This is a genomic window from Bifidobacterium subtile, assembly GCF_000741775.1.
In the GTDB taxonomy this organism is placed as follows: Bacteria; Actinomycetota; Actinomycetes; order Actinomycetales; family Bifidobacteriaceae; genus Bifidobacterium; species Bifidobacterium subtile.
In genome coordinates this window covers 30,990-55,945 of record NZ_JGZR01000006.1, presented here as the reverse complement: position 1 = coordinate 55,945, position 24,956 = coordinate 30,990, and the positions used below count along the sequence as shown (strand labels likewise).

18 protein-coding genes are annotated in these 24,956 nt (G+C 59.6%); 10 read left to right on the top strand and 8 right to left on the bottom strand.

Features of this window, described 5'->3' with window-relative positions:
* Positions 1 to 18 precede the first annotated feature (18 nt).
* Together BISU_RS04830 and BISU_RS04825 are read right to left on the bottom strand one after the other, a co-directional pair.
* Positions 19 to 1,353 (bottom strand): ATP-binding protein, encoded by a 1,335-nt coding sequence (locus tag BISU_RS04830; protein WP_024464600.1) that lies wholly within the window; start codon positions 1,351 to 1,353, stop codon positions 19 to 21.
* Complete coding sequence (locus tag BISU_RS04825; RefSeq protein WP_024464599.1) at positions 1,350 to 2,069, bottom strand: LytR/AlgR family response regulator transcription factor; 720 nt, start codon at positions 2,067 to 2,069, stop codon at positions 1,350 to 1,352. The genes BISU_RS04830 and BISU_RS04825 overlap by 4 nt, the downstream gene beginning before the upstream one ends.
* A gap of 397 nt (positions 2,070 to 2,466) precedes the next feature.
* Between BISU_RS04825 and BISU_RS04820 the strand changes: the two genes are divergently transcribed.
* Both BISU_RS04820 and BISU_RS04815 read left to right on the top strand, forming a co-directional pair.
* Positions 2,467 to 3,594, top strand: a complete 1,128-nt coding sequence (locus BISU_RS04820; protein WP_024464598.1) for an ABC transporter ATP-binding protein — start codon at positions 2,467 to 2,469, stop codon at positions 3,592 to 3,594.
* A 170-nt stretch (positions 3,595 to 3,764) separates the two neighbouring features.
* Positions 3,765 to 5,225, top strand: coding sequence for a DUF4032 domain-containing protein (locus BISU_RS04815; protein WP_051246295.1), 1,461 nt, complete (start codon positions 3,765 to 3,767; stop codon positions 5,223 to 5,225).
* A gap of 134 nt (positions 5,226 to 5,359) precedes the next feature.
* Here the strand turns inward: BISU_RS04815 and rlmB are convergent, their stop codons facing one another.
* Positions 5,360 to 6,361, bottom strand: coding sequence for a 23S rRNA (guanosine(2251)-2'-O)-methyltransferase RlmB (gene rlmB, locus BISU_RS04810; protein WP_024464596.1), 1,002 nt, complete (start codon positions 6,359 to 6,361; stop codon positions 5,360 to 5,362).
* Between the two features lie 599 nt (positions 6,362 to 6,960).
* On the opposite strand from rlmB, the gene BISU_RS04805 reads away from it, so the two are divergent.
* Entirely contained in the window at positions 6,961 to 9,966 is a 3,006-nt protein-coding gene (locus tag BISU_RS04805; protein WP_152599299.1) for a cation-translocating P-type ATPase, read from the top strand.
* A 112-nt stretch (positions 9,967 to 10,078) separates the two neighbouring features.
* On the opposite strand, the gene dcd is transcribed toward BISU_RS04805, so the two are convergent.
* Complete coding sequence (dcd, locus tag BISU_RS04800) at positions 10,079 to 10,660, bottom strand: dCTP deaminase (protein WP_024464594.1); 582 nt, start codon at positions 10,658 to 10,660, stop codon at positions 10,079 to 10,081.
* Positions 10,661 to 11,328: 668 nt separating this feature from the next.
* Here dcd and BISU_RS04795 point away from each other — a divergent pair.
* The 3 genes from BISU_RS04795 to BISU_RS12000 all read left to right on the top strand — a co-directional run bounded on the left by BISU_RS04795 (position 11,329) and on the right by BISU_RS12000 (position 13,846).
* On the top strand, positions 11,329 to 12,249 hold the full coding sequence (locus BISU_RS04795) for a hypothetical protein (protein WP_024464593.1): 921 nt from the start codon (positions 11,329 to 11,331) through the stop codon (positions 12,247 to 12,249).
* A 112-nt stretch (positions 12,250 to 12,361) separates the two neighbouring features.
* The gene (locus BISU_RS04790) at positions 12,362 to 13,105 is read left to right on the top strand and encodes an alpha/beta hydrolase (protein ID WP_024464592.1); all 744 of its coding nucleotides are present in this window, start codon (positions 12,362 to 12,364) and stop codon (positions 13,103 to 13,105) included.
* A gap of 420 nt (positions 13,106 to 13,525) precedes the next feature.
* The gene (locus BISU_RS12000; RefSeq protein ID WP_052115706.1) at positions 13,526 to 13,846 is read left to right on the top strand and encodes a histidine phosphatase family protein; all 321 of its coding nucleotides are present in this window, start codon (positions 13,526 to 13,528) and stop codon (positions 13,844 to 13,846) included.
* Between the two features lie 103 nt (positions 13,847 to 13,949).
* On the opposite strand, the gene BISU_RS04780 is transcribed toward BISU_RS12000, so the two are convergent.
* The 4 genes from BISU_RS04780 to BISU_RS04765 form a co-directional block, all read right to left on the bottom strand.
* On the bottom strand, positions 13,950 to 14,780 hold the full coding sequence (locus tag BISU_RS04780; protein WP_024464590.1) for a TraX family protein: 831 nt from the start codon (positions 14,778 to 14,780) through the stop codon (positions 13,950 to 13,952).
* A gap of 131 nt (positions 14,781 to 14,911) precedes the next feature.
* Positions 14,912 to 15,847, bottom strand: coding sequence for a sugar ABC transporter permease (locus BISU_RS04775; RefSeq protein WP_024464589.1), 936 nt, complete (start codon positions 15,845 to 15,847; stop codon positions 14,912 to 14,914).
* Complete coding sequence (locus tag BISU_RS04770; protein ID WP_024464588.1) at positions 15,844 to 17,283, bottom strand: carbohydrate ABC transporter permease; 1,440 nt, start codon at positions 17,281 to 17,283, stop codon at positions 15,844 to 15,846. Before BISU_RS04770 ends, BISU_RS04775 begins: the two co-directional genes overlap by 4 nt.
* A gap of 194 nt (positions 17,284 to 17,477) precedes the next feature.
* Positions 17,478 to 18,800 (bottom strand): extracellular solute-binding protein, encoded by a 1,323-nt coding sequence (locus BISU_RS04765; protein ID WP_024464587.1) that lies wholly within the window; start codon positions 18,798 to 18,800, stop codon positions 17,478 to 17,480.
* 486 nt (positions 18,801 to 19,286) lie between these two features.
* On the opposite strand from BISU_RS04765, the gene BISU_RS04760 reads away from it, so the two are divergent.
* The 4 genes from BISU_RS04760 to BISU_RS04745 all read left to right on the top strand — a co-directional run bounded on the left by BISU_RS04760 (position 19,287) and on the right by BISU_RS04745 (position 24,744).
* Complete coding sequence (locus tag BISU_RS04760; RefSeq protein WP_024464586.1) at positions 19,287 to 21,077, top strand: alpha-amylase family glycosyl hydrolase; 1,791 nt, start codon at positions 19,287 to 19,289, stop codon at positions 21,075 to 21,077.
* Complete coding sequence (locus BISU_RS04755; protein WP_024464585.1) at positions 21,071 to 21,940, top strand: HAD family hydrolase; 870 nt, start codon at positions 21,071 to 21,073, stop codon at positions 21,938 to 21,940. The genes BISU_RS04760 and BISU_RS04755 overlap by 7 nt, the downstream gene beginning before the upstream one ends.
* Positions 21,941 to 22,434: 494 nt before the next feature.
* Complete coding sequence (locus BISU_RS04750) at positions 22,435 to 23,238, top strand: NHL repeat-containing protein (RefSeq protein ID WP_152599297.1); 804 nt, start codon at positions 22,435 to 22,437, stop codon at positions 23,236 to 23,238.
* 84 nt (positions 23,239 to 23,322) lie between these two features.
* Entirely contained in the window at positions 23,323 to 24,744 is a 1,422-nt protein-coding gene (locus BISU_RS04745) for an Ig-like domain-containing protein (protein WP_226839108.1), read from the top strand.
* The last annotated feature ends 212 nt before the right edge of the window (positions 24,745 to 24,956 follow it).

The window sequence follows — 24,956 nt, the reverse complement described above, 5'->3', positions numbered from 1 at the left end:
GAAAAAGTGTGAGCCGCATTATTGCGGCAGCAGCACCGTCAGCGTAAACCAGTGGTCCTTGGCTTGTATCGACACCTCTCCGCCGTACTGGCGCACGACGGGCTGGATGGATTTCACGCCGAACCCGTGTCCCCGGCGCTCGCCTTTGGTTGTGCGCAGATTGCCGTCGGCATCCTTGTTCAACGCGGAATCATAGTAGTTCTCGATGCGAAATACGGTGAAGCGGTTCTGCGCGTAGAGCGCGAGCCTGATCAGCCGCTGCTGAAGGTCATCAAGTCGCGACGTGGCTTCAATCGCATTGTCGATGGCGTTGCCGAACAGCGTCGCGATATCCATTGAGGACATGGAATCCAGTAATTTGCCGTTGGCCACCGCAGTGAAGGCGATGCCGCGCTGCACGCAGGTGCGTGACTTCGAGGTCAGGATCACGTCGAGCACCGGATTGCCGGAATGCTGCTGCGCACTGTATTCCTGCACCGAGGCTTCAAGCTGTGCGAAGCCCTCGTTGAGGCTGCTCGGGTCGGTGCTGCTCGAAGCCTCCGTGCGCAGCACGGCGATCTGGTGCTTGAGATCATGAGTCAGGCGCCCCATCGATTCCAGATTCTCCTTGGATTTGAGATACTCCTGATGCTGGCTTTCCAGCCGCGCGTCGATGGACATCAGCTCGGCGTTGGTCGCCAGCCGGCGCGACTGCACCTGCTGGGCGTAGAGAATCGCGAAACCGCACAAGTCCACCAGCGTGCGAATATAGAAGACCTCCTGCCCCACGCTGCCCGAGAACGGCGTGTTCGTGGAAACGAAGCTCAGATTGCTCATCGCAAAGGTGACGATGGTGATGGCCACGGTCGCCACCGTCGAGGAGGCGGCGGGAACCGTGGGTTTGCTGCGGCTGAAATTGCCGCGTTCCAGCCCCCACGCCGAGCCGAAGCACACCGCGTATACCGCCAAAAGCATGCCGATCGAGATCCACGGGTGGTCCTCATCATGCATATCGATATGCAGGAAGGTGGCCAGCTGCCAGTGCAGCGAGGCGACGAGCTCGGCCAGCACGAAAACCCGCGCGTTGATGTAGAGCCCTTCGCGTTTGCCGGTTCGCCCGCCGAGCACGATAATCAGGTACATGCCGGCGAAGGCCAGCAGCATGCCGAACACCCATAGCAGCCGCGGCAGTATGCCCGCCAGATATTGCACGGCCACCATCGCAGGGAGCCCCAGCGCAAGCACGAGTGCGGTGCGAGGCGGCGAGGCGCGCCGGTAGATGATCGCGAGATACACCACGCAGGCCAGCCACTCGCAGACGGCGGTGTAGAGCCGTGGAATATCGGGCAGGGCGTTCGTAATCGTGTCGCTCATCGCAGACCGCCGCCCAGATATTCCGTCAGCGTCGTCAGAAACGCCTTCTTGCGCGGTCGGCTTACGCGCAGGCGCTCGCCATTGGTCATGACGCAATCCTGCCCCTCCACCGCACTTACATGCCGCAGGTTGACCAGGTAACAGGAATTGGAACGGAAGAAATGCTGGCTGGACAGGCGCTCCTCAAGCTGTGTAAGCGTCCCGGATATCGAGATTTTGCGGCTCGCAGTATGGATGATAATGGTGTGGCGGATGGATTCGCAGTACAGAATGTCGGCGAGTTCCAGCCTGATCCGGTCGGCCCCGGCCTCGACCAGCATCGAACCGCTCTCGTGGCTGCGCACCGTGGCGATCGAGCGCTTGAGCTCCTGGCTGAACGCGAACCACGGCACGGGCTTGAGCAGGTATGACAGCGCCTGCACTTCGTAGCCGCTGATGGCGTACTGCGGCGCAGCGGTGATGAAGACGATCACGACGTCGCTGTCTTGCTGGCGGATGGCGCGCGCGGCGTCCAAGCCATTCATTCCGGGCATTTCGATGTCCAGCAGCAGGATGTCGTAGATCGGCGTATAGCTGCTGACGAGTTCGGAGCCGTTATCGAATGCCGAGACGATGAAACGCTCGCCTTCCTCGCGCTGATAGCGATTGAGATAGTCGAGTATCGTCTGGCAGGCGGCCGGGTCGTCTTCGACCACGCCGACTCGAATATCGCGCATTTCGCCTCCGCAGAATGATTATGGCGGCTTGTTAAGCCATCAAAAGGGACCCGATGCCGCGCGTCGTTTCAGCATCAATGCCGTAACGAATCGCATGACAACTCATTACACCATAATAGAGTCGGGCCGAAAATGACAGGACGGTTCGTTCATCAGCGCAGGCGACGGCACAGTCTGCCATTTTCTCAGCATGTTCTGTTCTATCGGAGAACCGACTGAAATTGACGAAGCCCTTGGACGGTGTATAGTTGGTTTTGGCTCAACGAAGAGAGTCTTCCAAAGCCGGTAAAAGTTAATGCTGAAGCGTGTTGTTTCCGAAGTTGGGAACGATGTGTGGACGCATGGCCCTTCACAACGGATCGTTCGGCGCGTACCTGCCGATGAAAGGACGACCATCATGGCAGAAGTAGTATTCGAGCATGTGACTCGCATCTACCCGGGCAACGATAAGCCCTCGGTGGATGATTTGAATATGGACATCAAGGATGGCGAGTTCCTCGTGCTCGTCGGCCCTTCAGGCTGCGGAAAGTCTACGACTCTGCGCATGCTGGCCGGCTTGGAAGAGGTCAACAAAGGCCGCATCCTCATCGGTGGCAAGGACGTCACCACGATGCAGCCCAAGGATCGCGATATCGCGATGGTGTTCCAGAATTACGCCCTGTACCCGCATATGACGGTGGCCGACAATATGGGCTTCGCCCTGAAGATCGCCGGCACCCCCAAGGACGAGATCCGCAAGCGTGTCGAAAAGGCCGCCGAGATCCTCGACCTGACCGAGTTCCTCGATCGCAAGCCGAAGGCTTTGTCGGGCGGTCAGCGTCAGCGCGTGGCCATGGGCCGCGCCATCGTTCGTGAGCCGAAGGTCTTCCTCATGGACGAGCCGCTCTCGAACCTCGACGCGAAGCTGCGCGTGCAGACCCGCACCCAGATCGCTGCGCTGCAGCGTCAGCTGGGCGTCACCACCCTGTACGTCACCCACGACCAGACCGAGGCCCTGACGATGGGCGATCGCATCGCCGTCATCAAGCTCGGCATCCTGCAGCAGGTCGGCGCACCGACCGAGCTGTATGACACCCCGGCGAACGTCTTCGTCGCAGGCTTCATCGGCTCGCCGTCGATGAACCTCAACACCCATCCGGTGGTCGATGGCAAGGCGAAGATCGGCAGCGATACCATCGATCTGCCGGCCGATATCGTCGCCAAGCTGACCCCTGAGGACAACGGCCAGATCGTGATCGGCTTCCGCCCGGAGGACGCCGGGCTGGCGACCGCCGACGACCCCAACGCCTTCTCGCTCAAGGTCGTAAACGTCGAAGATCTAGGCTCCGACGGTTACATCTACGGCAACATCATAACCGACGACTCGGTGCTTGAGGCTTCGGCGATGATGTCCGATCAGAACAAGCTCACCACGATTCGCGTGAATCCGCGTGCGCTGCCGAAGGTCGGCGAGGTCGTCAAGATCAAGATCGACCCGGTCAAGATGCACCTGTTCGCGCCGTCGTCCGAGCTGCGTCTCAACTAATCTTGGCGCGGCCGCAAGACCGCGCCAACCAGTAAGCGAGGTCATCTCTTCCTCTCTTGGATCTCGCTCGGGAAAGCCCTGCATAGCTGCGGGGCTTTCTTGTATGTTCCCCTATTTTCTCGCATGCGAACGCTAGATTGGTCGATATGGAATTCACAAGGTTACCCGGCATGGGCGTGCACGCCAAGCTGCCGATTGCGGCGATAGCGCAAGACTCCGGTGGCGACGGCGCAAGCCCGAGCAAGGAGCCGCGCAGCCTGACGATCACGGCTGCCAGCTCGAACCCGAAGATGTTCACCCTGCCGTGGGAGCAACCACTGTCGCTGTGGCCGCAGGAGCTGCTGGCCAATCTGCCGCGCGGCATTTCGCGGCATGTCGTGCGTTTCGTGCACGTCGGCGACGAAGTCTATGCGATGAAGGAAATCACTCGCAGCGTGGCCGAACGGGAATACGAACTGCTGCGCCGGCTGCAGAAGCTTGACTTGCCGACGGTCACGCCGATTGCCGTGGTCACTGGTCGGCACAGCAAATCCGGCGAGCCGCTCGAATCGATTCTGGTGACGCGGCATTTGAAGTTCTCGCTGCCGTATCGCGCCCTGTTCGCGCGCAATCTGCGCCCGGACACCGCGCAGCGACTGATCGATGCGCTGGCCGTGCTCATGGTGCGGCTGCACTTGGCGGGCTTCTACTGGGGCGATGTGTCGCTGTCGAACGTGCTGTTCCTGCGTGACGCGGACGAGTTCTCCGCGTTTCTGGTGGATGCGGAGACCGGCGATCTGCACGCGGCGCTCACCGATGGCCAGCGCGAATACGATATGGACCTGGCGCGCACCAATATCATCGGCGAGCTGATGGATTTGAGTTCCGGCAAGCTGCTGCCCGGCGACGTGGACGAGGTCGAGGTGGGCAACGGCTTGGTCGATCGCTACCATTCGCTGTGGAGCACGCTGACCGACACCGAGAACTTCGGGCCGGACGAGATGTGGAAGATCGAGCGGCGCGTCAATAAGCTCAACGAGCTCGGATTCGACGTGGACGAGCTTGAAATGAAGACCACCGAGGATGGCAATCGCATTCTGGTGCGCCCGCGTGTGGTCGATGCCGGGTATGCCTCGCGCAAGCTGCTGCGGCTCACCGGCCTCGACGTGCAGGAGAATCAGGCTCGGCGCCTGCTCAATGATCTCGATGCCTACCGCGCTTCGACCTGGCAGGATGACGAGGACCTCGAAATCGCTGCCACCGATTGGATGCGCGTGGTCTTCGAGCCGACCGTGCGCATGATTCCGCACGAGTACCGCTCGCAGATCGAGCCGGCGCAGTTCTTCCACGAGATTTTGGAGCACCGCTGGTTCCTGGCTGAGAAGGCCGGGCACGATATTCCGATGCGCGAGGCGGTCAAAAGCTACATCGACACGGTGCTGCCGAAGTACAAGCTCAACACCGAGGACGTCGACAAGCTCAACGCCGAAGCCGATTCCGGCGTGGTCGACGATGAGTCAACATACGGATTCGACGGCTACGGCTCCGATGCTGACGGTTCCAACGACCCTGACGCCACTGGCGACCCTGATGATTCCGAAGGCTTCGATGCCATCGACGACGATCCCGACGCGGCCGTCTGGGCGAGCTGACGCGTGGCCGCGAGCAGCGGCAGCGCTAGGGCAACAGCAACATATGTATGGGGTCGAGGCCATGTCCTAATCCTCAAAAACTGGCCCCGACCCCATACGTTGTGACGGTACATGTGCCTGTACAGCTAGTGGTTTTATTCCGTAGCAGCACCTGCGGCCGCTTCGCGGCGTGCGCGGGCCACTGCGTACAGGCTGATGCCTGCGGCGACGGAGGCGTTGAGCGATTCGACCATATTCGTGATCGGGATGCCGGCGATGGAGTCGCAGGCCTCGCGCACGAGGCGGCTCAGGCCCTTGCCCTCGGAGCCGAGGACGACCACGAGCGGATCGGATTCGAAGCCGGTCTCGCCTACGAGCGCATCACCGCCGCCGTCGAGACCGACGGTGTAGTAGCCGTGCTCTTTGAGGCTTTCCAGCGCCTTGGTCAGATTGACGACCTTGGCCACGGGCATATGCGCGGCGGCTCCGGCGGATACCTTCCACGCGGCTGCGGTCACCGAGGCCGAACGACGCTCGGGCAGAATAACGCCGTTGGCGCCGAATGCGGCCGCTGAGCGGATGACCGCGCCGAGATTCTGCGGGTCGGTGACGCCGTCGAGCGCGATGAACAGCGGACGCGCACCAATACGGGCTTCTGCGGAATCTGCAGACTGCATCGCGCGGGCCTTCTTCTCGGCTCGCTCGGCCAGCTCTTGCAGCGAGGAGTATTGGTACGGTTGGGCTTTGAGAATCACGCCCTGATGATTGCCGGTGCGTGCGATGCGGTCCATCTCAAGCCGGTCGGCCTCAAGCAGATTGAGTCCCTGCTGCCCGGCGAGCCGCACGATGTCGCGCGTGCGGTCATCATGCTCGATGCGCGAGGCGATGTACAGCTGCGAGCTGGGCACGCCTACGCGCAGCGCTTCGAGCACGGCGTTGCGGCCGATGACCAGATCGTCGGAATCCGACGTGAATTTTGCGACACGGCGACGTGCGGCGATGCGTGGATCGGCGATTTTGCGGCGATCCGCAGTTTTCTTGGCGCGATACGCCTTGTGATAGACGCGATCCTCGGCCTTCGGTGTGGGGCCTTTGCCCTTCAGCGCATTGCGGTGTTTCCCGCCCGACCCCTTGGTCGGGCCCTTCTTCGTAACCATAGGCCACATTCTCCCAGAACCCCATGGCAAACGGGTTTTCTGCTGCATGCCTAATTGTAGGAGTGTCCGGGATGTTGCCATATCTCGGCGCAAACGTCACAACTCCCGCAGCAACTCGTAGCCTATGCGGGAATTGTGATGTTTCGACGTGGTTATACGGCACAGGCCCCGCACTAACCTGCCTGTGGTGCGGGAAACGTCACGTTTCCCCGCCGCCATACGTCGCAACGCCCGCACAAGCATCGTTATAGTGCGGGCGTTGTGACGTTAGCTCCGAAGATGAGGCGGGTACAAAATCAAGCTGCGATGACGAATCACACACCTGCATTTCGCCGTGTGCAAATACTGTTCACGCTTGCAAGTGGGGATAGCGGATTGTGTACTATGGAATCTGTACCCGCTGGCGGCATAGGCCGCTGCGACCACTAACCGCGCAGTTCCGTGATTTAGGCGGAACTGACTACTTCGCGGCCAATCCTCAGGAGAACACCATGGTTGGTCGATTCGATGATCAATCCGCAGCATCAGCGGGCGTTTCGTCAGTAGAAGATGCGACATCACCGCAAGAGACAGCGCCGCCAGACGCGTCAATCGCAGACATGGCGTCAGTAAATATGACGCCAATCGACACGGCGCAGCCCGCAGCAACGGTAACGCCCGCAGACCCGGGCAGCCGCGAGGTTCCGCCCGACCAAGCCGACCCCAGCCTTACTGACGTCGAGGATGTCGCCAAGGCGTTGAACGTCGACCCGGCCGTAGGCTTGAGCGACGACGAGGCGCAGCGGCGCTTGGAGCAATTCGGCCGCAACGAGCTGGCCAGCGGCCCCAAAACGCCTAAATGGAAGAAGTTCCTGCAGCAGTTCCAAGATCCGTTGGTCTACCTGCTGCTTGCCGCCACGCTGATTTCGCTGGTCGCGTGGTTCATTGAGCGGGCGAATGCGCAGCCGGGCGCTGAGGGCGGCGAGGCGCTGCCCTTCGATGCCATCGTGATCGTGCTGATTCTGATCGTGAACGCGGTGCTGGGCTACCTGCAGGAGGCGAAGGCCGAGCAGGCCGTCGACGCGCTGGCCAAGATGACCGCACCGCAGACCTCCGTGCTGCGCGGCGGCAAGGTCAGCCGCATCGACACGTCCGAGGTCGTTCCCGGCGATATTCTCGTGCTGGGCGAAGGCGACTCGGTGTCGGCCGATGGGCGCTTGTTCGCAGCCGCATCGCTGCGCATCGCCGAGGCCAGCCTGACCGGCGAATCCGTGCCAGTGGGCAAGAAGCCCGCCACACTTGAGCAGGCCAAGGCGTTGGGCGACCGCACCAATATGGTCTTCAACGGCACCGCCGTCACGCAGGGCACGGGCCGCGCCATCATCACCGGCACCGGCATGGACACGCAGGTCGGTAAGATCGCCGAGATGCTTTCGCATACCAACGACGAGGCGACGCCGCTGCAAAAAGAGATGAACCGCGTCTCCAAGATATTGGGTATCGCCGTGGTCATCATCGCCGTGGTCGTGCTCATCGCGCTCGCGACGGTAGAGGGCTTCCACGATATCCATGACGTCATCGACTCGCTGCTGCTCGCCGTGTCGCTGGCCGTCGCGGCGGTGCCGGAAGGCTTGGCCACGATTCTCACCGTGGTGCTCGCGCTCGGCGTGCAGCGTATGGCCCAGCATCACGCCATCGTCAAAAAGCTCTCGTCCGTAGAAACGCTCGGCTCCGCTTCGGTGATCTGCTCTGATAAGACCGGCACGCTCACGCGCAACGAGATGACCGTCGAGCGCGTGGTGACGCCGAGCGGCGAAGTGCAGATAACCGGCACGGGCTACGCGCCGGAGGGCCGCATGGTCGCGCAGGATGGCAGCGATGATATCGATGGCGAACTCGCGCACGAAGTGCTCACCACGCTGGCTGCCGGCTCCATTGCGAATGATGGCGATCTGCGGCAGAGCGGTTCAGGCGACACGCACGGCACCTGGGAGGCCGTGGGCGACCCCACCGAGGTGTCGCTTATTGTCGCGGCCCGCAAGGTCAAGGCCATGTCGCGCTTCTCGAATTTCGAGCGCGTCGCCGAGATTCCCTTCACCTCCGAACGCAAGCGCATGGCGGTCATCGCCAAGGACAACGCCGATTCCGGCAAACTCACCGTGTTCGCCAAAGGAGCGCCCGACGTGCTGCTGGGCTACTGCACGCATATCGCCGTGGGGAATGCGGTGCGGCGGCTGACCGACGGCGATCGCGAGACCATACTGGCCACGGTCGAACGCCTCTCCTCGCAGGCCTATCGCACGCTGGGGCAAGCTTACCGGCCGCTCGAAACGCAGTCGCTGGCCGATGTGCCGGGCGTGCGTTCGAACGCCGCCGGGCAGGTGACGGACATCGCGGAGCAGAGCGAGACGATTGAGACCGGACTGGTCTGGGCTGGCATGGTCGGCATCATCGACCCGCCGCGCACCGAGGTCCGTGCCAGCGTGGCCGAGGCGCATCGCGCCGGGATTCGCACGGTGATGATCACCGGCGACCACCCGCTGACCGCCTCGCGCATCGCCTCTGATCTGGGCATCATCGAGACCGGAGACGCTGGGCATAAAGCGCTGACCGGCGACCAGCTTGACGACTTCGCCGACGACGCGGTGCTGGACAAGGCGACATCAGAGGTTTCGGTCTACGCCCGCGTGGCTCCTGAACACAAGTTGAAGATCGTCGAATCGCTGCAGCGTCAGGGCAATATCGTGGCGATGACCGGCGACGGCGTCAACGACGCTCCTGCCGTCAAATCCGCGGATATCGGCGTGGCTATGGGCATCACCGGCACCGAGGTGACGAAGGAATCCGCGAATATGATCCTCGCGGACGACAACTTCTCCACCATCGTCTCGGCGGTGCGCGAAGGCCGCGGCATCTTCGACAACATCAGGAAATTCCTGCGCTACCTGCTCAGCTCCAACGTGGGCGAGGTCTTCACCGTGTTCGGCGGCGTGATGTTCGCCGGGTTCCTCGGCATCACCCAGCCTGGCACCGCTGGCGTCACCGTGCCGCTGCTCGCGACCCAGCTGCTGTGGATCAACCTGCTTACCGATGCCGCGCCGGCGCTCGCGATGGGCGTCGATAAGTCGTCGGAGGACATGATGGCTCGGCCGCCGCGCAAGGTCACCGATCGCGTGATCGACGCGCCGATGTGGGGCGACATCATCTTCATCGGCATCATCATGGCTGCCGTCACGCTGATCGGCATGGACATGCACTTGGCTGGCGGATTGTTCACCGACCGCAGCGTTTCGGCGCTGGGCCACGAGGCGCAGATGGTCGAGGCGCGCACGATGGGCTTCACGATTCTCGTGTTCGCCCAGATGTTCAACGCCCTCGCCTCGCGCTCGCATCTGCAAAGCGCGTTCAAGGGTCTGTTCGTCAACAAGTGGCTCTGGGGCGCGATCGCGATTTCGGCGCTGCTGCAGCTTGTGGTGATCTACGTGCCTTTCCTCAACTCCGCCTTTGGCACTGTCCCATTGGAGCCTGTGGACTGGCTGGAATGCATCGGCCTGGCCCTGTTCGTGCTCATCGCCTCCGAGCTGCGCAAGGTCGTATTGCGCCTGCGTGATCGGAGCTTGGCGTAATAAAGGTCATACACAAGTCGACCGGTAGCGATTTCGACCCGCGGCATTCCGCCACTCGAAATCGCTACCGGCCAACTTGTGTATGAGGTTTTGGGAGTGTCGGCCGATGGCCTCAATCCTCGATATCAGCCTTGTAGAAGTGCTCATACGAACGTGAGGGCGTCGGGCCGCGCTGGCCTTGGTAGTGCGAGCCAGTGCCGGCCGACCCATACGGGTGCGCGGCGGGGGAGCTGAGCTCGAAGAAGCACATCTGACCGATTTTCATGCCGGGCCACAGCTTGACCGGCAGCGTGCTCACATTCGACAGCTCCAACGTGATATGCCCCTCGAAGCCGGGGTCGATGAAGCCGGCGGTCGAATGGGTGAGGATGCCGAGGCGGCCGAGCGAGCTTTTGCCTTCGAGCCGTGCGGCGACGGTCTCATCCAGCTTCACGCGCTCCCATGTGGAGCCGAGTGCGAACTCGCCCGGGTGCAGGATCCACGGCTCGCCGGGGGCCACTTCGAACTGCTCGGTGAGCGCACCCTGGTTCTCCGCCGGGTCCACGTAGGTATAGGCGTGGTTGTTGAACAGGCGGAAGAAACGGTCGAGGCGTACGTCGATGGACGCGGGCTGCACCATCTCGGGCGTCCACGGATCCAGCGAGATATGGCCGGCGGCTTGGAACGCGAGGATGTCGCGATCGGACAGAAGCATGGTTCCCCCTCACGGGTGCGTACGCTTGGTCGCGGCGGTGCGCCGCAAAGCCAAGGCATGATTGACGACGGTTCTCAGCCCAGTCTAGTTCTTCCCAACGTCACAGCTTACCTATGCATAGTATGCATTATGCGAGGGCCAAGCCAATATGGTTGGTTTTCCCATTTGCGGAATCCAGCTCTTCGCGCCCTGGTACGTGTGGAGTGCCGAAGACCGCCACTTACGAATGCGTGCCGGTTTGCACGCTAACTCAAGCCTGCCGTATGAAATGCAACGGCATCGACCCTCGTAACGTTGCATTTCATACGGCAGGCTCGATCTACCGGGCAAAAGAATACGAAAAACGCAGGCCGCGGAAGCCATCCTATGATTTTTATTATTCGACTTTCAGGAAGTTACCAGAAAACACCAGCACTATGCCAAGAATCGAGTGATTAAGTAATAGATGTCAGCAAGAGTTGGCCGGGAGCGCAAGTTCTTGATAATTGAACCCTTTCTTCTTCTCTTCTTCTCTCCTTTCTCTCCCCGGCGTCAACCCCGCCGGGGTTTCTTTTTGTCGGGACGTCTCCGCTGCCGATGCAAAAAGACGACGGCTTATAATCGGGCATGACTTAGGGCTTACGCATGACTCACGTATGACTCGCCGAAAGCCTTATCAGGGAGGCAACATGGACGACAATTTCGACTTCTTCGACAATGACGACAACGACAACGACAACGATGGCGATGACATTGAGAATGGCGATGACAATGTCCATTCGGAGGCTGCTCGGCCAGCGCAGGGCGTTTGGCAAGATGGCGAAGGCGCGGACCAGAACGCAGACTCGGACGAGGCTCCGAGTGCTTACGTCGATAGGGACGCTGATCCGCATGGACGCAGGCGAGCGTCTCGCCCCGCGAGTCGCTGGCTGCGAGGTTTGGCCGGGCTGTGCGGCTTGCTGTCAGTAGCCGCGGGGCTTGTGAGCGCGGTCCACGCCGTAGCGCCGGCGACGCTGCCATCCGTGCCGCGCTCGCTTCCTATGCCGCTGGCGGTGGGTTTGGCCGTTGCTGCGTTTGTGCTGGTTGTTATCGCGCGGGTCAGACTGCCGAAGAGCGTGAGTCGGCGCGGCGTGGGAACGGTCGCCGTGGTGACCGGCGTATTCGGCCTGATGCTGGCCGGCGGCGGTTTGCTCCTCACGAGCATGATTCCCCAAGGCATCATCAAAGCGCCCGTGCGTGATGAGGCGCCGGTCGCAAGCGTGACGCAAATGGAGCACGGCTTGGAGCAGGCTGCGGGTCCGTGTGGCAGCGGTTGGAGGGAACTCGGCGCGGGCTCCTACCCTGGGGTTTCGCAAGCAGCGGCTTGCGCGGACACGCGTGTGGCGTTCGTGACCTTCGAAAGCAAGGCAGCAGCTTCGATGGGCCGCTCTGCCGCGCAATCGACCATCGCCCGGCTGCTGCGCGAGCACGCGAACGACGCCCAAACCCAAGGCGATTGGTACACGCTCAATGGCCCGCTGTGGATGGCGGTCGGCCAGAAAAACGACATGGCCACGCTGCGCAAATCGTGGGGCGGCACGATGCAAGCCCTCGGCAGCGCGACTGAGTAGGAAAGTCGCCGATGGACGCGATTCGCATGGTCGCGGCGAATATGGTCCGGCTTCGCGGAACACGGTAGCTGCAATTCATCTTCTTGCCGCCGTGCTGACGTATATTGTGGGTATGGCAGCTCAAGAGCGTAAATCGGTCGGTCGTGAATCCGGCGTGGTGCCGGGGAGGTTCGGCGACCCGGTGCAGGTGACGCAGGCGCGGTTCTCGCGCGGCGGGGGCAAGGCCGCGCCGAATCGGCCGCTGTTCTTATGTTTGCACGGATGGGGGTCCAATGAGGAGGATCTCGCCGATATGATGCGCTATGTTGCGCCATACAACGATTATGCATCGCTTCGAGCGCCTTTGGAGCTTGAGGCTGCCGGCAGCGGGCGTTATGGATTTTCGGCGGGCGCCTACAGCTGGTTCCATGACTGCGTGCCGACGGGCGAAGACCTTGACCGCGATGCCTTCGCTGCGGCGACGGCGATCGACGATTGGGTCGCGGCCAATATTCCTGACGATCGCGACGTGGTGCCCATCGGGTTCTCGCAGGGCGGCGTGCTCGCGGTAGAGGTGCTGCGCGTTCATCCTGAGCGGTATCGCGCGGCGATCACGCTGTCTGGTTTCCTGGCAGCCGGTGCGCTTCCGGATGACGAACGTCTCGCCGAGCGCGAGATCCCGGTGTTTTATGGCTTCGGCGCCAATGACACGGTGATTCCCAAGTATGAAGCCCACGCGTTCGCGGCCTGGCTTGAAGAGCACACTTGGCTCACCTCCCAAAGCTATCACGGCCTCGATCACGCCGTAGGCCTTGAGGAGTTCAGCGACATTCGCCAGTGGCTCCTGCTCAACGACATCGCCTCGGGAGTGCTGTAGCCGAGCCGTCAGGCGAACAGTGCTGTTCGCCTGTGAAGTTGTATGTTTGTGCGCCTGCCGCATGACGTCCGCTGGCGGCGCAGGATGGCACAGTAAGCGGCAAGATATTACGAATCCGCGATTTTTTGGCCCGTCAAAGCGCCTGAATTTAATTATGAGCTTCATCACGTAATCGTTTGCAGTATGAGTAAAAAGCAAGTCGAAGACACTAACATCCGTAAGCAGACTGTACGAAAGCCGCTTAATCCATGGGAATTTGATGGGTTGGCGGCTTAAACGCCATGAAGTGCATGGCAAGGTCGCGTTTCGGGCGTGCAGTTGCGGCTGCACAAAGCCGAACAAGCAGTACAGAAAACAGGTTTCTACGGATTGAAGGAGGACCTTGGATGAGAAGTAAGGTATCAAGCAAGTTGGGGGTGAATGCATAGATGCAAGCGTTTAATAGCAAGAAAATCGTACGTTCGGTCGTCGCGCCGGTTTCGGCGGTGGCAATATGCCCCCGGTGAGACCATTGAGCAAGTTGCTGCGCGTGCGGCTCAGGTGGTGCAGGAGGTGTTGCCGGTGATCATGGACGGGCAAGATGTGTTGCTTGTCGCGCACGCTCATATCTTGCGTGTCCTGACGACGCAGTGGCTCGGCATCGACCCGCATATGGCTAAGATGTTGCGTCTAGATACCGCGCACTACTCGTCGCTAGGCATGTACAAGGGCGACCGTGTCATCGAGCATTGGAACCTGTAATGGCACGATGTCGCCAATCCGGTACAGTCCCAGTAGAAGCGTCGCTCGAACCGGCCAGTTCGGGCGACAGAAAGATCAAAGGCCGGCGAGGTGGTTCCGCAACTCACATCGTCAGTCGGATGAGGCCGAACGCCAGCAGCAATACCGGGTACAGTGCGTAAAAGAACCATTTGGTCGAGTTGCCGCGCCGATTGCGGCGATACCCCAGCCGCCCGTTGCGGTAGTGCAGAAAGACCATACCGATGGATGGCGGGAGAAGTCCCACCATACCCCAGGCGACACCGGTAAGCATCATGGTGTTCTCGTGTCTGTCGAGCGAATGAAAGATAAGCGTGAAACCGAGCAACAGCAGCCCTCCTTGGAGGAGGGTCTGGCGCACGAAGATGTGAAAGAGCACCATGTCGAGCGCTGCAGCCAGCGCTACCGCAATGCGCACCGCCCAAGCTGTTGCATCGTGGCGGGAACTATAATATCGGTATATCCACAGTACGACGGCGCATATGGCCAGCGCCCAGACTGGGTTCTGCGAGCTAAAATCCCACGTCTTGCCGCTCGTCGACAGATCGTAAGGCAGCTCGCATATGATAGCCAAGGCCAGTAGCTGCGAGACGTAGCGACCGATATGCGCAGTATGCCGTGCCGCTTCGACGCTCAGCCAAGCGAACAGCGGCAGTGCGCACCAGGAGACCGCCTCGAACAATAACGCGAGGGTCATCTCGACGGTCGATGCCTTGCTCACATCCGCTCCCAGCGCCGGGATGAACATCGATGAGCCGATGAGCCCGAGGATAATGAATATATAGCCGATGATCTTGATCCTGAAATCGGAAAGGCCGCGAACTCGCGTGGAGTTCGCGGCCTCCCGCGCCTCCTCGGGCGTGAGATACGAGTCGCTAAATGGCGCCTGCTTGCGGACCTGCTGCTTGTATTCCATGGCACCAATCTATCGCATTGAGATCGTAATAGGCCAGATAGGTACGACTGACGCAGAGCATCAGTCGTACCTATCTGGCAATGGCATTGTGATTCGGTAGCGCAACCGCTGCCGAATCACATAATTTGTGTTCAGCCCTTGACTGAGCCGGACATCGATTCGGCATAGAAATGCTGCATCACCATGAACAGGACGGCGATTGGGATGGAAACGCACACGGCACCCGCAGCGAAGCGTGCATACCACTGCGTCAGCCAGCCCTGCCCCTGTATCATCTGCCACAGGCCTAGGGCAACGGTGAAGTTGTCTTGCGTCCTGGTGATGGCCTTGGCCAGCACGAAGTCGAGCCACGGAGCCAAGAAGGACGTGATGACCTGGTAAACCACCATCGGCCGAGCCACTGGCAGGATGATCTTGGTGAAGACCTGCCATTTGGTGCAGCCGTCGAGTGTGGCGGCTTCATCGAGTGACATCGGGATGGTGTCCATATAGCCTTTCATCACGAAGAAGCCAGCGCCGGAGCCTGCCGAGTACACCACGATCAAGCCGATGATGATGGGCAGGCCGGAATTGGTCAGACCCATGGACTTGAGCAGGTAGTACAGCGAGGCGACCACCATGATGCCAGGGAACATGCCCAGCACGAGCACGATGTTCATGAACTTGGTGCGGAAGCTAAATCGCAGGCGGCTCAGGGAGTACGAGACCGCGAGTACGAAAGCCGTTGAGATGAGGCAGGTGAAGATGGCGACGATGAGTGTGCGCATGTACATCTGCCCGAAGGCCAGTTGTGAATTGTCCGTCCACAGCTGCACGTAATTGCGCAGCGTGTATTCCTTTGGTATGAAGCCGTCGTTATACGGGCCGGGGAAGGCATTGAACGATTCCATGAAGATCCAGAAGATCGGCACCAACCAGATAATGCCCATGATGCTGAGGAATATGTATGTCAGGGCGTCGCCAACGCGCCGGCGGGTGTAGGTGTTCTTGCTCTTGTTCTGTGCGGCGTCATGGTGAACAGTGCTGTTTTCGTCCGCGTTGGCCGCGGTTGCGAGATCCTTGCTCACTGGAATCCCTCCTCATTCTTGTAGGAACCGGAGTTGCGGTAAGTGATTAGCGAGATAACCGCCAAGAAAACGAAGGTGAAGATACCGATGACCGAAGCCATTGAGTAGTTACCCTTGTCGATTGAAAGCGAGTATATCCAGGTGATCAAGAGGTCGGTGGCACCGGCCGACTGACCGGTCGGGGTAGGTCCTCCGCCGGTCAGCAGGTAGATGACATTGAAGTTGTTGACATTCCCCACAAAGGTTGTGATGAGGTATGGCGTCATGACAAAGAACATGTAAGGCATGGTCACATTACGGAACAGCTGCCAGGCGTTTGCGCCGTCTACACGAGCGGCTTCGTAGAGCTCGGCAGGGATGTTCTGCAGGATGCCGGTGACCTGCATGATGGTGAAGGGGATGCCGACCCACAGGTTGATGATAATGACGGTGACGCGTGCCCACCACGGGTTCGTCCAGAACGGCAGCGGCGAGGAGATCCAGTGCGCATTCATCAGCAGGTTGTTGACGATGCCCGACTGGCGCAGCATCAGGTTCATGACCAGCAACGAAACGAACTGCGGCACAGCGATGGACATGGCGAACACTGAACGCCAGAATCCCTTGAAACGGATGCTGGGACGGTTGATCAGGATGGCCATGAACATGCCGAGAAAATAATTAAGGAAGGTGGCGAAGAAGGCCCAGACCAGCGTCCAGATGGCGACCTGCACGAAGAGGTTCAGGTTGACGCTCAGTCCGTTCTGGTTGGAAAACAAGGTCTGGAAGTTTTTGAAGCCGACCCAGCCGAAGGTGCTCACGTAATTGGGGTTGTTGTTGGGGCCATAGCTGGTGAAGGCCATCGAGATCATGTAGATCAGCGGCAGCACAGTGAATATTAGAATGCCCAGAACCGGCAACGACATCAGTGAGTTCTGCGCGTTGCGGTCAGTGATGTCCTTGAGATCCTCCAGGATGCCTGGAGCTTTGCCACGCTCCTTGGCGAGGGCTTGCGCCCGGTAGGCGGAGCGCACCGCGAACCACCAGAAGGCGATAAACAGCGCGATCGTGAACAGGCTAGCCATGCCGTACAGCAGCATGACATAGGATGGTGCGGTCGTTGTGGAGACCGAGAAGCCGTCTTGGATGACATTGACTAGCCTGCCGCCAGTGTCCAAGTGTCCCAGTCCCGCGATGTTGCTCGCGCCGCTGACAATCATAAAGGCGACGAAGGAGACTTCGACTAAGAGCCAACACAGCCCTTTGACGATTTGCCCGCGTACTAGGTTGCCCAGCCCGAGTACGACAAAGCTCAGGTAGGTCCATATGTCGCCATGCTTGCAGGCGGCACGGAACGTGTAAGGATTGAGCGAATAATCGATTTTCTTTGTTTTCCTGCGCTTCGGCGGCGTGCCGGCTATGTGCACGGCCGAGGGAGCGGTTGCAGCATCACTCACGGTGAACCAGCTTTCTGAAACGAGTGGAGCGAACACAGACGAAAGCGCCATCCTGCCCTGGGTCTCCTCGATCCCGGTTTCCCAGGTTCGGATCGTCCAAGGCAGACGGCGCTTTCGTCGTGCTAGCAAACAGCTGAACTATAGACCATCTGACTGAAGAGGCCCTGGTTTCTCAATATTTAAGAGCAGCGCGATCAGTTCGTCTTGCCGTTCAGCGAATTGTTGAAGGCCGTTGTCTGAGCGACTGCATTGTCCAAGGTCACTGTGCCATTGGCCAAGTTGGCACCGAAGTTCGTTGCAGGAGTCCAGAAGTTATTGTTCATGATGTCCAGAGTCGGCTGCAACACCGAGGTGTTCGCGATGGTGGCAAACTGGGCGGTGGCGATCGGGTCAGCCTTGATCTTGGCGTCCTTGGTTAAGGTCACGTCAGAGGGGATCTGGCCGTAGTCCTCGTACATGTAGCGTTGTGACTGAGTGCCGCCGAGGTAGGCTGCGAAGACCTGTGCGGCCTTCTGTTGTGCGGCCTTGGTGTTGCCGTCGTGGATCTTGGCTGAGGGGTTCCAGCCGACGGCCTTGGAGCCAGCGAAGGACTTCATCTGGTTTTCCTTGCCGTTCATGGTATAGGTCGGCAGCTGTGCGGCGCTCATCTTGTCGCCGAGCTTGTCTTTGATGACAGAACCGTCCCATGTGCCGGAGAAGTACGCGGCGACCTTGCCTGCCTCGAAGGCCTTCAGTCCAGCGTCATCGCCTGCCAAGCCTGGAGTGGAGATGTCGTAATTCGGATTCTTGGCCAAGTTCACCAGATACTTGGTGACATCCGGCTTGTTGAATTCGACGCCTGCCGAGGCATCGGTGCCCTTGGAGCCGTACAGGGTGCCGCCCGCGCCGAAGTAGAAGGCCGGGAAGTACCAGGAATTGGCCAGCGGGAAGGCGATTTTGGCCTTGGAAAGCATGGTGTCGAGGGACTTGACGTCGTTCTTGTTCAGCATGCTGTTGTTGTAATACATGAACCACGTATTGCCGGTGTAGGGCACGCCGTAGATCTTGCCGTCTTGTGTGACCGAGTCGAGCATGATGCTCGAGTTCTGGATCTTGACCGAGTTGATGATATCGGCGTTGCTCTGCGCGCCTACGCCGTTGGCCTTGATGAGCGCGCCTAGCTGGTCGTTGGCATACATGTACACATCGGCCGCGGCCGTCGGATCCTGGCCGACCGTCTTGCCTGCATCGGCCTCGCCGACGACGGCGTTCTTGAATTTAACGCCGGGATGTGCTTTCTGGAAGTCCGCTTCTATCTGCTTGATGTGAGTCTTGCCATTGGGCCCAGGCTGCAGGTTCTGCTGCGGTGCCCAGACGTTCAGGGTGACCGTGCCCAAGTCGAGCTTGTTCAGATTGGCGGTCGCGCCTGCGATACCCGACTGGGCATTGCCCTTATCGCCGGAACCGCCGCAGCCTGCCAGCGCCAGCAGCGTTGCCGCCGCTACCGCCACAACTGTGAATTTATTGACGACTTTCATCTTCCTTGACCTCCTGAATTCCTTCGTCTCTGCATCGGGACGCTCTCATTACTGTGTCGGGGGCGAGGGTTCATTAACTCCTCGCCGATGGGCTCTCCATTCAACCTCGCCGTTCGCAGACGTTATCCGTTAGGAACGGCTTGTCCCCTACACCAGCAGCAGTATGACACGTTTTGCAAACGAATGCAAAAGAGCGTGTCATACAGCGAACAGCTGCCGCGGTATTGGCACAATAGCACTGGAATCTAAGTGTGCGTAAGAGGAGGCAAGCGTCGTTCGTGAAGAAACAGTGTGGGTTGTGTGGCGGTGGTCGCGGCATGGAGTGCAGCTTTTATGCCATCGTTTGCAGCATGCCGTCAGGCTAACACCCGAGCACGATCCGCTTGGCTGCGCTCGCTGGTACTGCGATGCACATAGCACTGTGGTTGAGGCGGCAACGTATGCTGATCAGGGATGCACACAGCAGATACTACAAAGGAGTATGCGATGCCGATGGTTGGCGATGCAGCAGAGTTCCAACGCGAGAGCGGCGAAAAAGAAGATCTCGTGCAGGGGCAAGGGCGCAGGCAAGGTCTTGCGGCACGTCCTGATTGGCTGGATTCGGCTGTATTCTACGAGATCTACCCGCAGAGCTTCTTTGATTCGAACGGGGATGGAATCGGCGATATCCCGGGCATCATTGGCAAACTCGATTATGTGCGCAGACTGGGCTGCAACGCCTTGTGGATCAATCCATGCTATGACTCGCCATTCAAGGATGCGGGCTATGACGTGCGTGACTACTGCACAGTCGCGCAGCGCTACGGCACCAACGACGACCTGATCGCCCTGTTCGTTGCCGCCCATGAACGCGGCATGCATGTGCTGCTCGACTTGGTGCCAGGACACACAAGCGAAGAACATGCGTGGTTTAGACAGAGCAGGCAGGCAGATCGCAATGAGTTCTCCGACCGGTACATTTGGACGGGCAGCGCATTCCAAGGCTATTCGATGCCGTTCATTGGCGGTGAAAGCGATCGGGACGCGGCGTATATACTGAACTTCTTCAAATGCCAGCCCGCCCTCAACTATGGTTTCGCCAAGCGCGATCAGCCGTGGCAGATGACGCCGGATTCGGCTGCCGCGCGGGACACGCGCGCTGCGATGGTAGAGGTTATGCGCTTCTGGCTCTCTCGCGGTTGCGACGGCTTCCGTGTGGACATGGCGAACTCGCTGGTCAAGAATGACGACGACGAGAAATCGGCCACGATCGCCGCATGGCAAGAGATGCTCGGCGTAGTGAAAAGCGAGTACCCGCAGTCGGCCTTCGTCTCGGAGTGGGGTGTGCCCGAACAGGCCATGAAGGCCGGTTTCGACATGGACTTCTACCTCGACTGGCGTTGGGACGGTAAACCGAACGGCTACAATTTGCTCGCCCGCAACGTTGACGACACCTTGGACGCTGTGCATGACTTAAGCTACTTCTCAGCCCGCGGAGGCTCGAGTGCATGCGAATTCCTCGGGCAGTACGTGCCGCAATACGAAGCCACGCGCGAGAGCGGCTATTTCTGCTTCATCACCTGCAACCACGACACTCCGCGTTTGGCGCCGCGGCTGACGGATCGCGAACGGCGAATCGCTTTTGGCATGCTGCTGACGATGCCTGGCGTGCCATACCTCTATTACGGCGATGAGATAGGCATGCGCTACCGCATTGTGCCCACTAAGGAGGGAGGCTATGCGCGCACCGGCAGCCGCACGCCCATGCAGTGGGACAGCGCCGCCGCCAACCTCGGTTTCTCCACGGCCGACGCTGAGGAGCTGTACTTGCCCGTTGACCCGAGCCCAGACGCGCCGACCGTCCGCGAACAGGATTCGGACGATGCCTCAATGCTCTCGTGGGTACGCGCTGTGCTCGCATTGCGAGCCGATCATGCGGCGCTGTACGCTTCTGGAGGATTCGCAGTGCTCGCTGCCCCCGAGAATGGGCGCTCGCTGGTGGTAGGGCGAGTTGCCGCCGGTGGCGAAGCGGACGATGCCCAGGCCGGTGGCGAGCGACTGATCATCGCGTTGAATCCGGGCCTTGCCGAAGAGCGAATCGACCTGGGCGGCATTGAGCTCGATCCCGCTCAAGCCCAGCAGTTGCTTAGTCTCGGCGAGCTGCACATTGATGTGAACGCTGTGGCTCAGAGTGCTGCCGAATCGACCGAACCGTCTGCTAAGGCAGCTGCTGAGCGGTCTGCGCACTCGCACACGCTTGTTCTTGGTCCTCAGAGTTTCGGGGTTTTCTCATGCTGAAACGCAACGCTATATCCTATCCGCTGCAGACAACGCAGAACGCTGCGGCGCATACCGCCCATACCCGATATGACACGGTGCTCTTCGATATGTATGGCACGCTTGTCGATATTCATTGCGATGAAACGGCCGACCGCCCGTGGCAGGCATTGTGGCGTTTCTTCGACGATCACGGCGTCTATTTCGATGACGTTGAAAATCTGCGTGCCGAGTTCGGACGTTATTTGGCCCAGGAGATGGCCTCAGTAGCAGACCGGCTGGCTAGTGAGGGTATCGCAGTGACGGATGAAGATGAAGTCGAGTCGGATTATTTACGCGTGTACACCAAGATCATTGAGGTATACGGCCGCCACGATGGCGGTGCAACCGATAATAACCAGGCAGCTACCACGGCTGAACTAGCTGCCCAGGCCGGACGTCTGTTCCGCGATGCTGCGACGCAACGACTTAGATTGTATCCCGGGGTTGAAGAGCTGCTGGCTAGGCTTCATGATGCAGGAGTTCGCACACTCCTGGTGAGCAATGCGCAGGCGTGCTTCACGCGTGGCGAGATTCAGCGGCTTGGGCTGGACGCGATGCTCGACGACATACTGCTGTCGAGCGATTACGACGTGAAGAAGCCAAATGCATGGTTCTTTGAAGAGGCTTTGCGCCTTGCCAGTACTCCGGCCTCCCGCGCGCTGATGATCGGCAATGAGGAGCATGCCGATATTTTCGGCGCGGCGCGCGCAGGCATCGATGCCGTGTACCTCTGCACGGAACAATCCGTAGGAGACACTCCCCGGATCGCGCGCCAGGCGGTCCGATCTTTCGCCGGAGCGGACTACAAGGCGGTGGCTGCATGCATCTTTGACGAGCAATAGGGACGATAACGACAGGAGAGGGGGAACGACTGCTCGCAGGGTGCGCTTTTCGCTGAGATCCCGGCTGTCGAAGCCTCGGATGTAGGGGCCTATACGAGTCGCGGGTCGCTCATTTCCCCCATGCTGAAAACGGTCATCCGAAATTCGTAATCGACGATTTGCGCGATGGGCACGGCGTTGTCCGCATTATTTGGGAAGAGCTTGTTCCTTGAAAATGTGACTTACAACACGTAAACGTATGCGTAATATCTATATTTTTCAAAGAAAGATATTATTTGAGATAATGCTGTACGAAAGCTCCCTAATTTATGTGCATGCGATGGATGGGCAGGCAGTTCAACGGCTCAAACTGCAATAAGTGATGTCGCAGGTGTGTTCCGGACGTGCAGTTTAGGCTGCAAAGTCTAGGAGTAGTACAGAGCTAGTGGTTTTACCAATTGAAGGAGAAACTCAGATGGGCGAAGAATAGTAGTGCAAGGTCGGGGGCGAACGCGTTGAAACAAACAGCTAGGCACAATAAGCTTGTTCGTTCAGTAGTCGCGCCGGTTTCGGCGGTGGCGATGCTGGCGGGTCTGTCCTTCGTGGCGCCGTCTGCAATGGCTGCGGATAATCTGAGCTGCGACCAGGGAATGATCTACGGGATTAATCAAAGTGACAGGTCAATTTACAGCATCAACACCGCAACAGGTGCGACGAAGCAGGTTCCCGGATCTGTTCTGGGCAACAACGCCAACGGTCTGGGCGTCAACAAGGATGGTTCCGCTGCGTATGCAGTTCAGCAGGCTGGGCAATTCAATGCTACTGTCAAAATTCTGAAGTACACCGCCGAAAGCGGCTCTTCGAATTCCGTGGGAACCATCAATTTGGGTGGTGCCGTTCAGGGTTCATATCTTGTAGGTGGCGCGGTAAGCCCCTTCACTGACATTTACTATTTCGGCGGTTGGACGAGCGACGCGAAGTTTGCGCTCTTTGGCTGGAATACGGCGAAGGATGAGGCTCTCGGCTTGATTGGGTACATCACAGCTGATACAACGCCAAGTCTACGACCTCAGGCGAATGGTGATCTTGCGTTTGACGCTAGCGGCAATCTCTACTTAGTCAACAGCAATTCTGGGACTCAGATTGAGCTCAGAATTCCTGCTGCGAGTGTTCCGACTGCTGCCGGTACGGGCGATATCAATGGCTCTCAGGTTGCATCGGGTAAAGATTCTGGTGCGTTCAACGGTGTTGCCTATGATGCTTCCGGTACCTTCTATATGAGTCAGGGGGGCTTTATTACTCCTGGCTTTGGTGGCTAGGCGATTAACTTCACCGGTGGACTAAGTACGGTCGATCTCGCGAGCTGCTCGCTCCCGACTCCTCCGGTTGCAGGTAACGCGGAAGTGCCGGCTAAACCTGATGGTTCAGCTACGTTAACTCCTACGGTTACTCCAGGGTCGTCGCCGATGACATCTGCTGAGTTCGACAACGGCCAGCCGACGAAGGATGTTCTGAACGAGGGCACGTGGAATATTACGGTTGATCCCAAAACCGGTCAGCCGACGGCCACATTCACGCCTAAGGATGGCTTCACGGGCACTCCTACTCCGCAGAAGTATACGGTGGCCGACAAGAACGGCCTGACCTCTGATCCCGGTGAACTCACCGTGACGAAGCCTGCTCCGTTGGTTCCACCAACGACGGGCGATGCGTCCAAGACGATCAATCCGAACACGAAAGCCGAGTTTGCTCCCGGAGATCTGAATACGGTTCCTGGTTCTGGCGACATCACCGATGTGAAGCTCGATGATCCGGCCGCGACTGACGGCGGTAAGACGCTAGTGGTTCCGAACGAGGGCACGTGGACGATCTCACTGGACTCGGACGGCAAGCCGTCAGCCGAGTTTACTCCGCTCAGGGATTATTCGGGTCCGGTTACCGAGCAGTCATACACGGTGACTGATTCAAACGACAAGACGGCTGACGGCACGCTCAACGTGACGATCAACGAACCGCCGAGCGCGAAGGACAAGTCGGCTACGACCGATCCGAGCACTCCGGTTACCTTGAACCCTGAGACTGGCTTCGGCACGTCCAAGAAGTTCACGGGCGTTGCGTTCGATGACAAGGGCGCGACCACCAAGGATGTTCCCGGCGAGGGCACGTGGTCGATCGAGCTGAAGGATGGACAGCCTGTGCCGGTGTTCACTCCTGCTGATGGATTCACGGGCAAGACCACGCCTCAGCCGTACACGGTGACGGATGAGAATGGCCTGACCGCTACGGGCAAGCTGGACGTGACGGTCAACAAGCCGCTCACGCCTCCGACGACTGGTGACAAGACGGTGACTGGCGAACCGGGCAAGCCGGTGACGCTCAAGCCGGTGACCACTCCTGGCTCGGCTCCTATCAAGTCGGTCGTGTTCGATAATGGACAGCCCAAGAAGGTTGTTCCTGGTCAGGGCACGTGGACTGTGGAGCTGAAGGACGGCCAGCCGGTCGTTGTCTTCACTCCGGAGCCTGGTTTCAAGGGCTCGCCTGATCCGCAGCAGTACACGGTGACGGATGCCAACGGCAAGACCGCCAAGGGCACTCTCAAGGTGACCATCAGCAAGCCTGCGCCTGCTCCGACGAGCCCGACGACTCCGAAGGCCCCGGCTGCGCCGGGCAAGGTCAAGCCCGCTCCGGCGGCTCCGGCTGAACAGCCGCAGTCCATTTTGGCCAGCACTGGTGCCAGCGTGGGAATCGCACTGGTCGCCATGCTCGCCTTGGCTGCCGCTGGTCTGGGTCTGCGCAGGCTCTCCCGCCGCAACGGTTCGGACTGACCGGGCCTGACCCGATCTGATCCGGTCTCCCGGGCCTGCCGGCTGAATGGCTGGCCGGCCCAGGAAACCGGTAGGTGAACGAATAGCGAAGAGGTGCTGCCGAAACCACGTAATCGTGGCTTCGGCAGCACCTCTTTTTGCATATCTGCGTTGCAGCAGCGTTAGCTTCGTAGCGGAGCACGCACCTGCTGCGATCGGCGACTTGGGCGGGT

Bases quoted from the DNA above. Each gene is read 5' to 3' on its own strand.
- BISU_RS04830 (WP_024464600.1), bottom strand. From the start codon at position 1,353: ATGAGCGACACGATTACGAACGCCCTGCCCGATATTCCACGGCTCTAC.
- BISU_RS04825 (WP_024464599.1), bottom strand. From the start codon at position 2,069: ATGCGCGATATTCGAGTCGGCGTGGTCGAAGACGACCCGGCCGCCTGC.
- BISU_RS04820 (WP_024464598.1), top strand. From the start codon at position 2,467: ATGGCAGAAGTAGTATTCGAGCATGTGACTCGCATCTACCCGGGCAAC.
- BISU_RS04815 (WP_051246295.1), top strand. From the start codon at position 3,765: ATGGGCGTGCACGCCAAGCTGCCGATTGCGGCGATAGCGCAAGACTCC.
- rlmB (WP_024464596.1), bottom strand. From the start codon at position 6,361: ATGGTTACGAAGAAGGGCCCGACCAAGGGGTCGGGCGGGAAACACCGC.
- BISU_RS04805 (WP_152599299.1), top strand. From the start codon at position 6,961: ATGGCGTCAGTAAATATGACGCCAATCGACACGGCGCAGCCCGCAGCA.
- dcd (WP_024464594.1), bottom strand. From the start codon at position 10,660: ATGCTTCTGTCCGATCGCGACATCCTCGCGTTCCAAGCCGCCGGCCAT.
- BISU_RS04795 (WP_024464593.1), top strand. From the start codon at position 11,329: ATGGACGACAATTTCGACTTCTTCGACAATGACGACAACGACAACGAC.
- BISU_RS04790 (WP_024464592.1), top strand. From the start codon at position 12,362: ATGGCAGCTCAAGAGCGTAAATCGGTCGGTCGTGAATCCGGCGTGGTG.
- BISU_RS12000 (WP_052115706.1), top strand. From the start codon at position 13,526: ATGCATAGATGCAAGCGTTTAATAGCAAGAAAATCGTACGTTCGGTCG.
- BISU_RS04780 (WP_024464590.1), bottom strand. From the start codon at position 14,780: ATGGAATACAAGCAGCAGGTCCGCAAGCAGGCGCCATTTAGCGACTCG.
- BISU_RS04765 (WP_024464587.1), bottom strand. From the start codon at position 18,800: ATGAAAGTCGTCAATAAATTCACAGTTGTGGCGGTAGCGGCGGCAACG.
- BISU_RS04760 (WP_024464586.1), top strand. From the start codon at position 19,287: ATGCCGATGGTTGGCGATGCAGCAGAGTTCCAACGCGAGAGCGGCGAA.
- BISU_RS04755 (WP_024464585.1), top strand. From the start codon at position 21,071: ATGCTGAAACGCAACGCTATATCCTATCCGCTGCAGACAACGCAGAAC.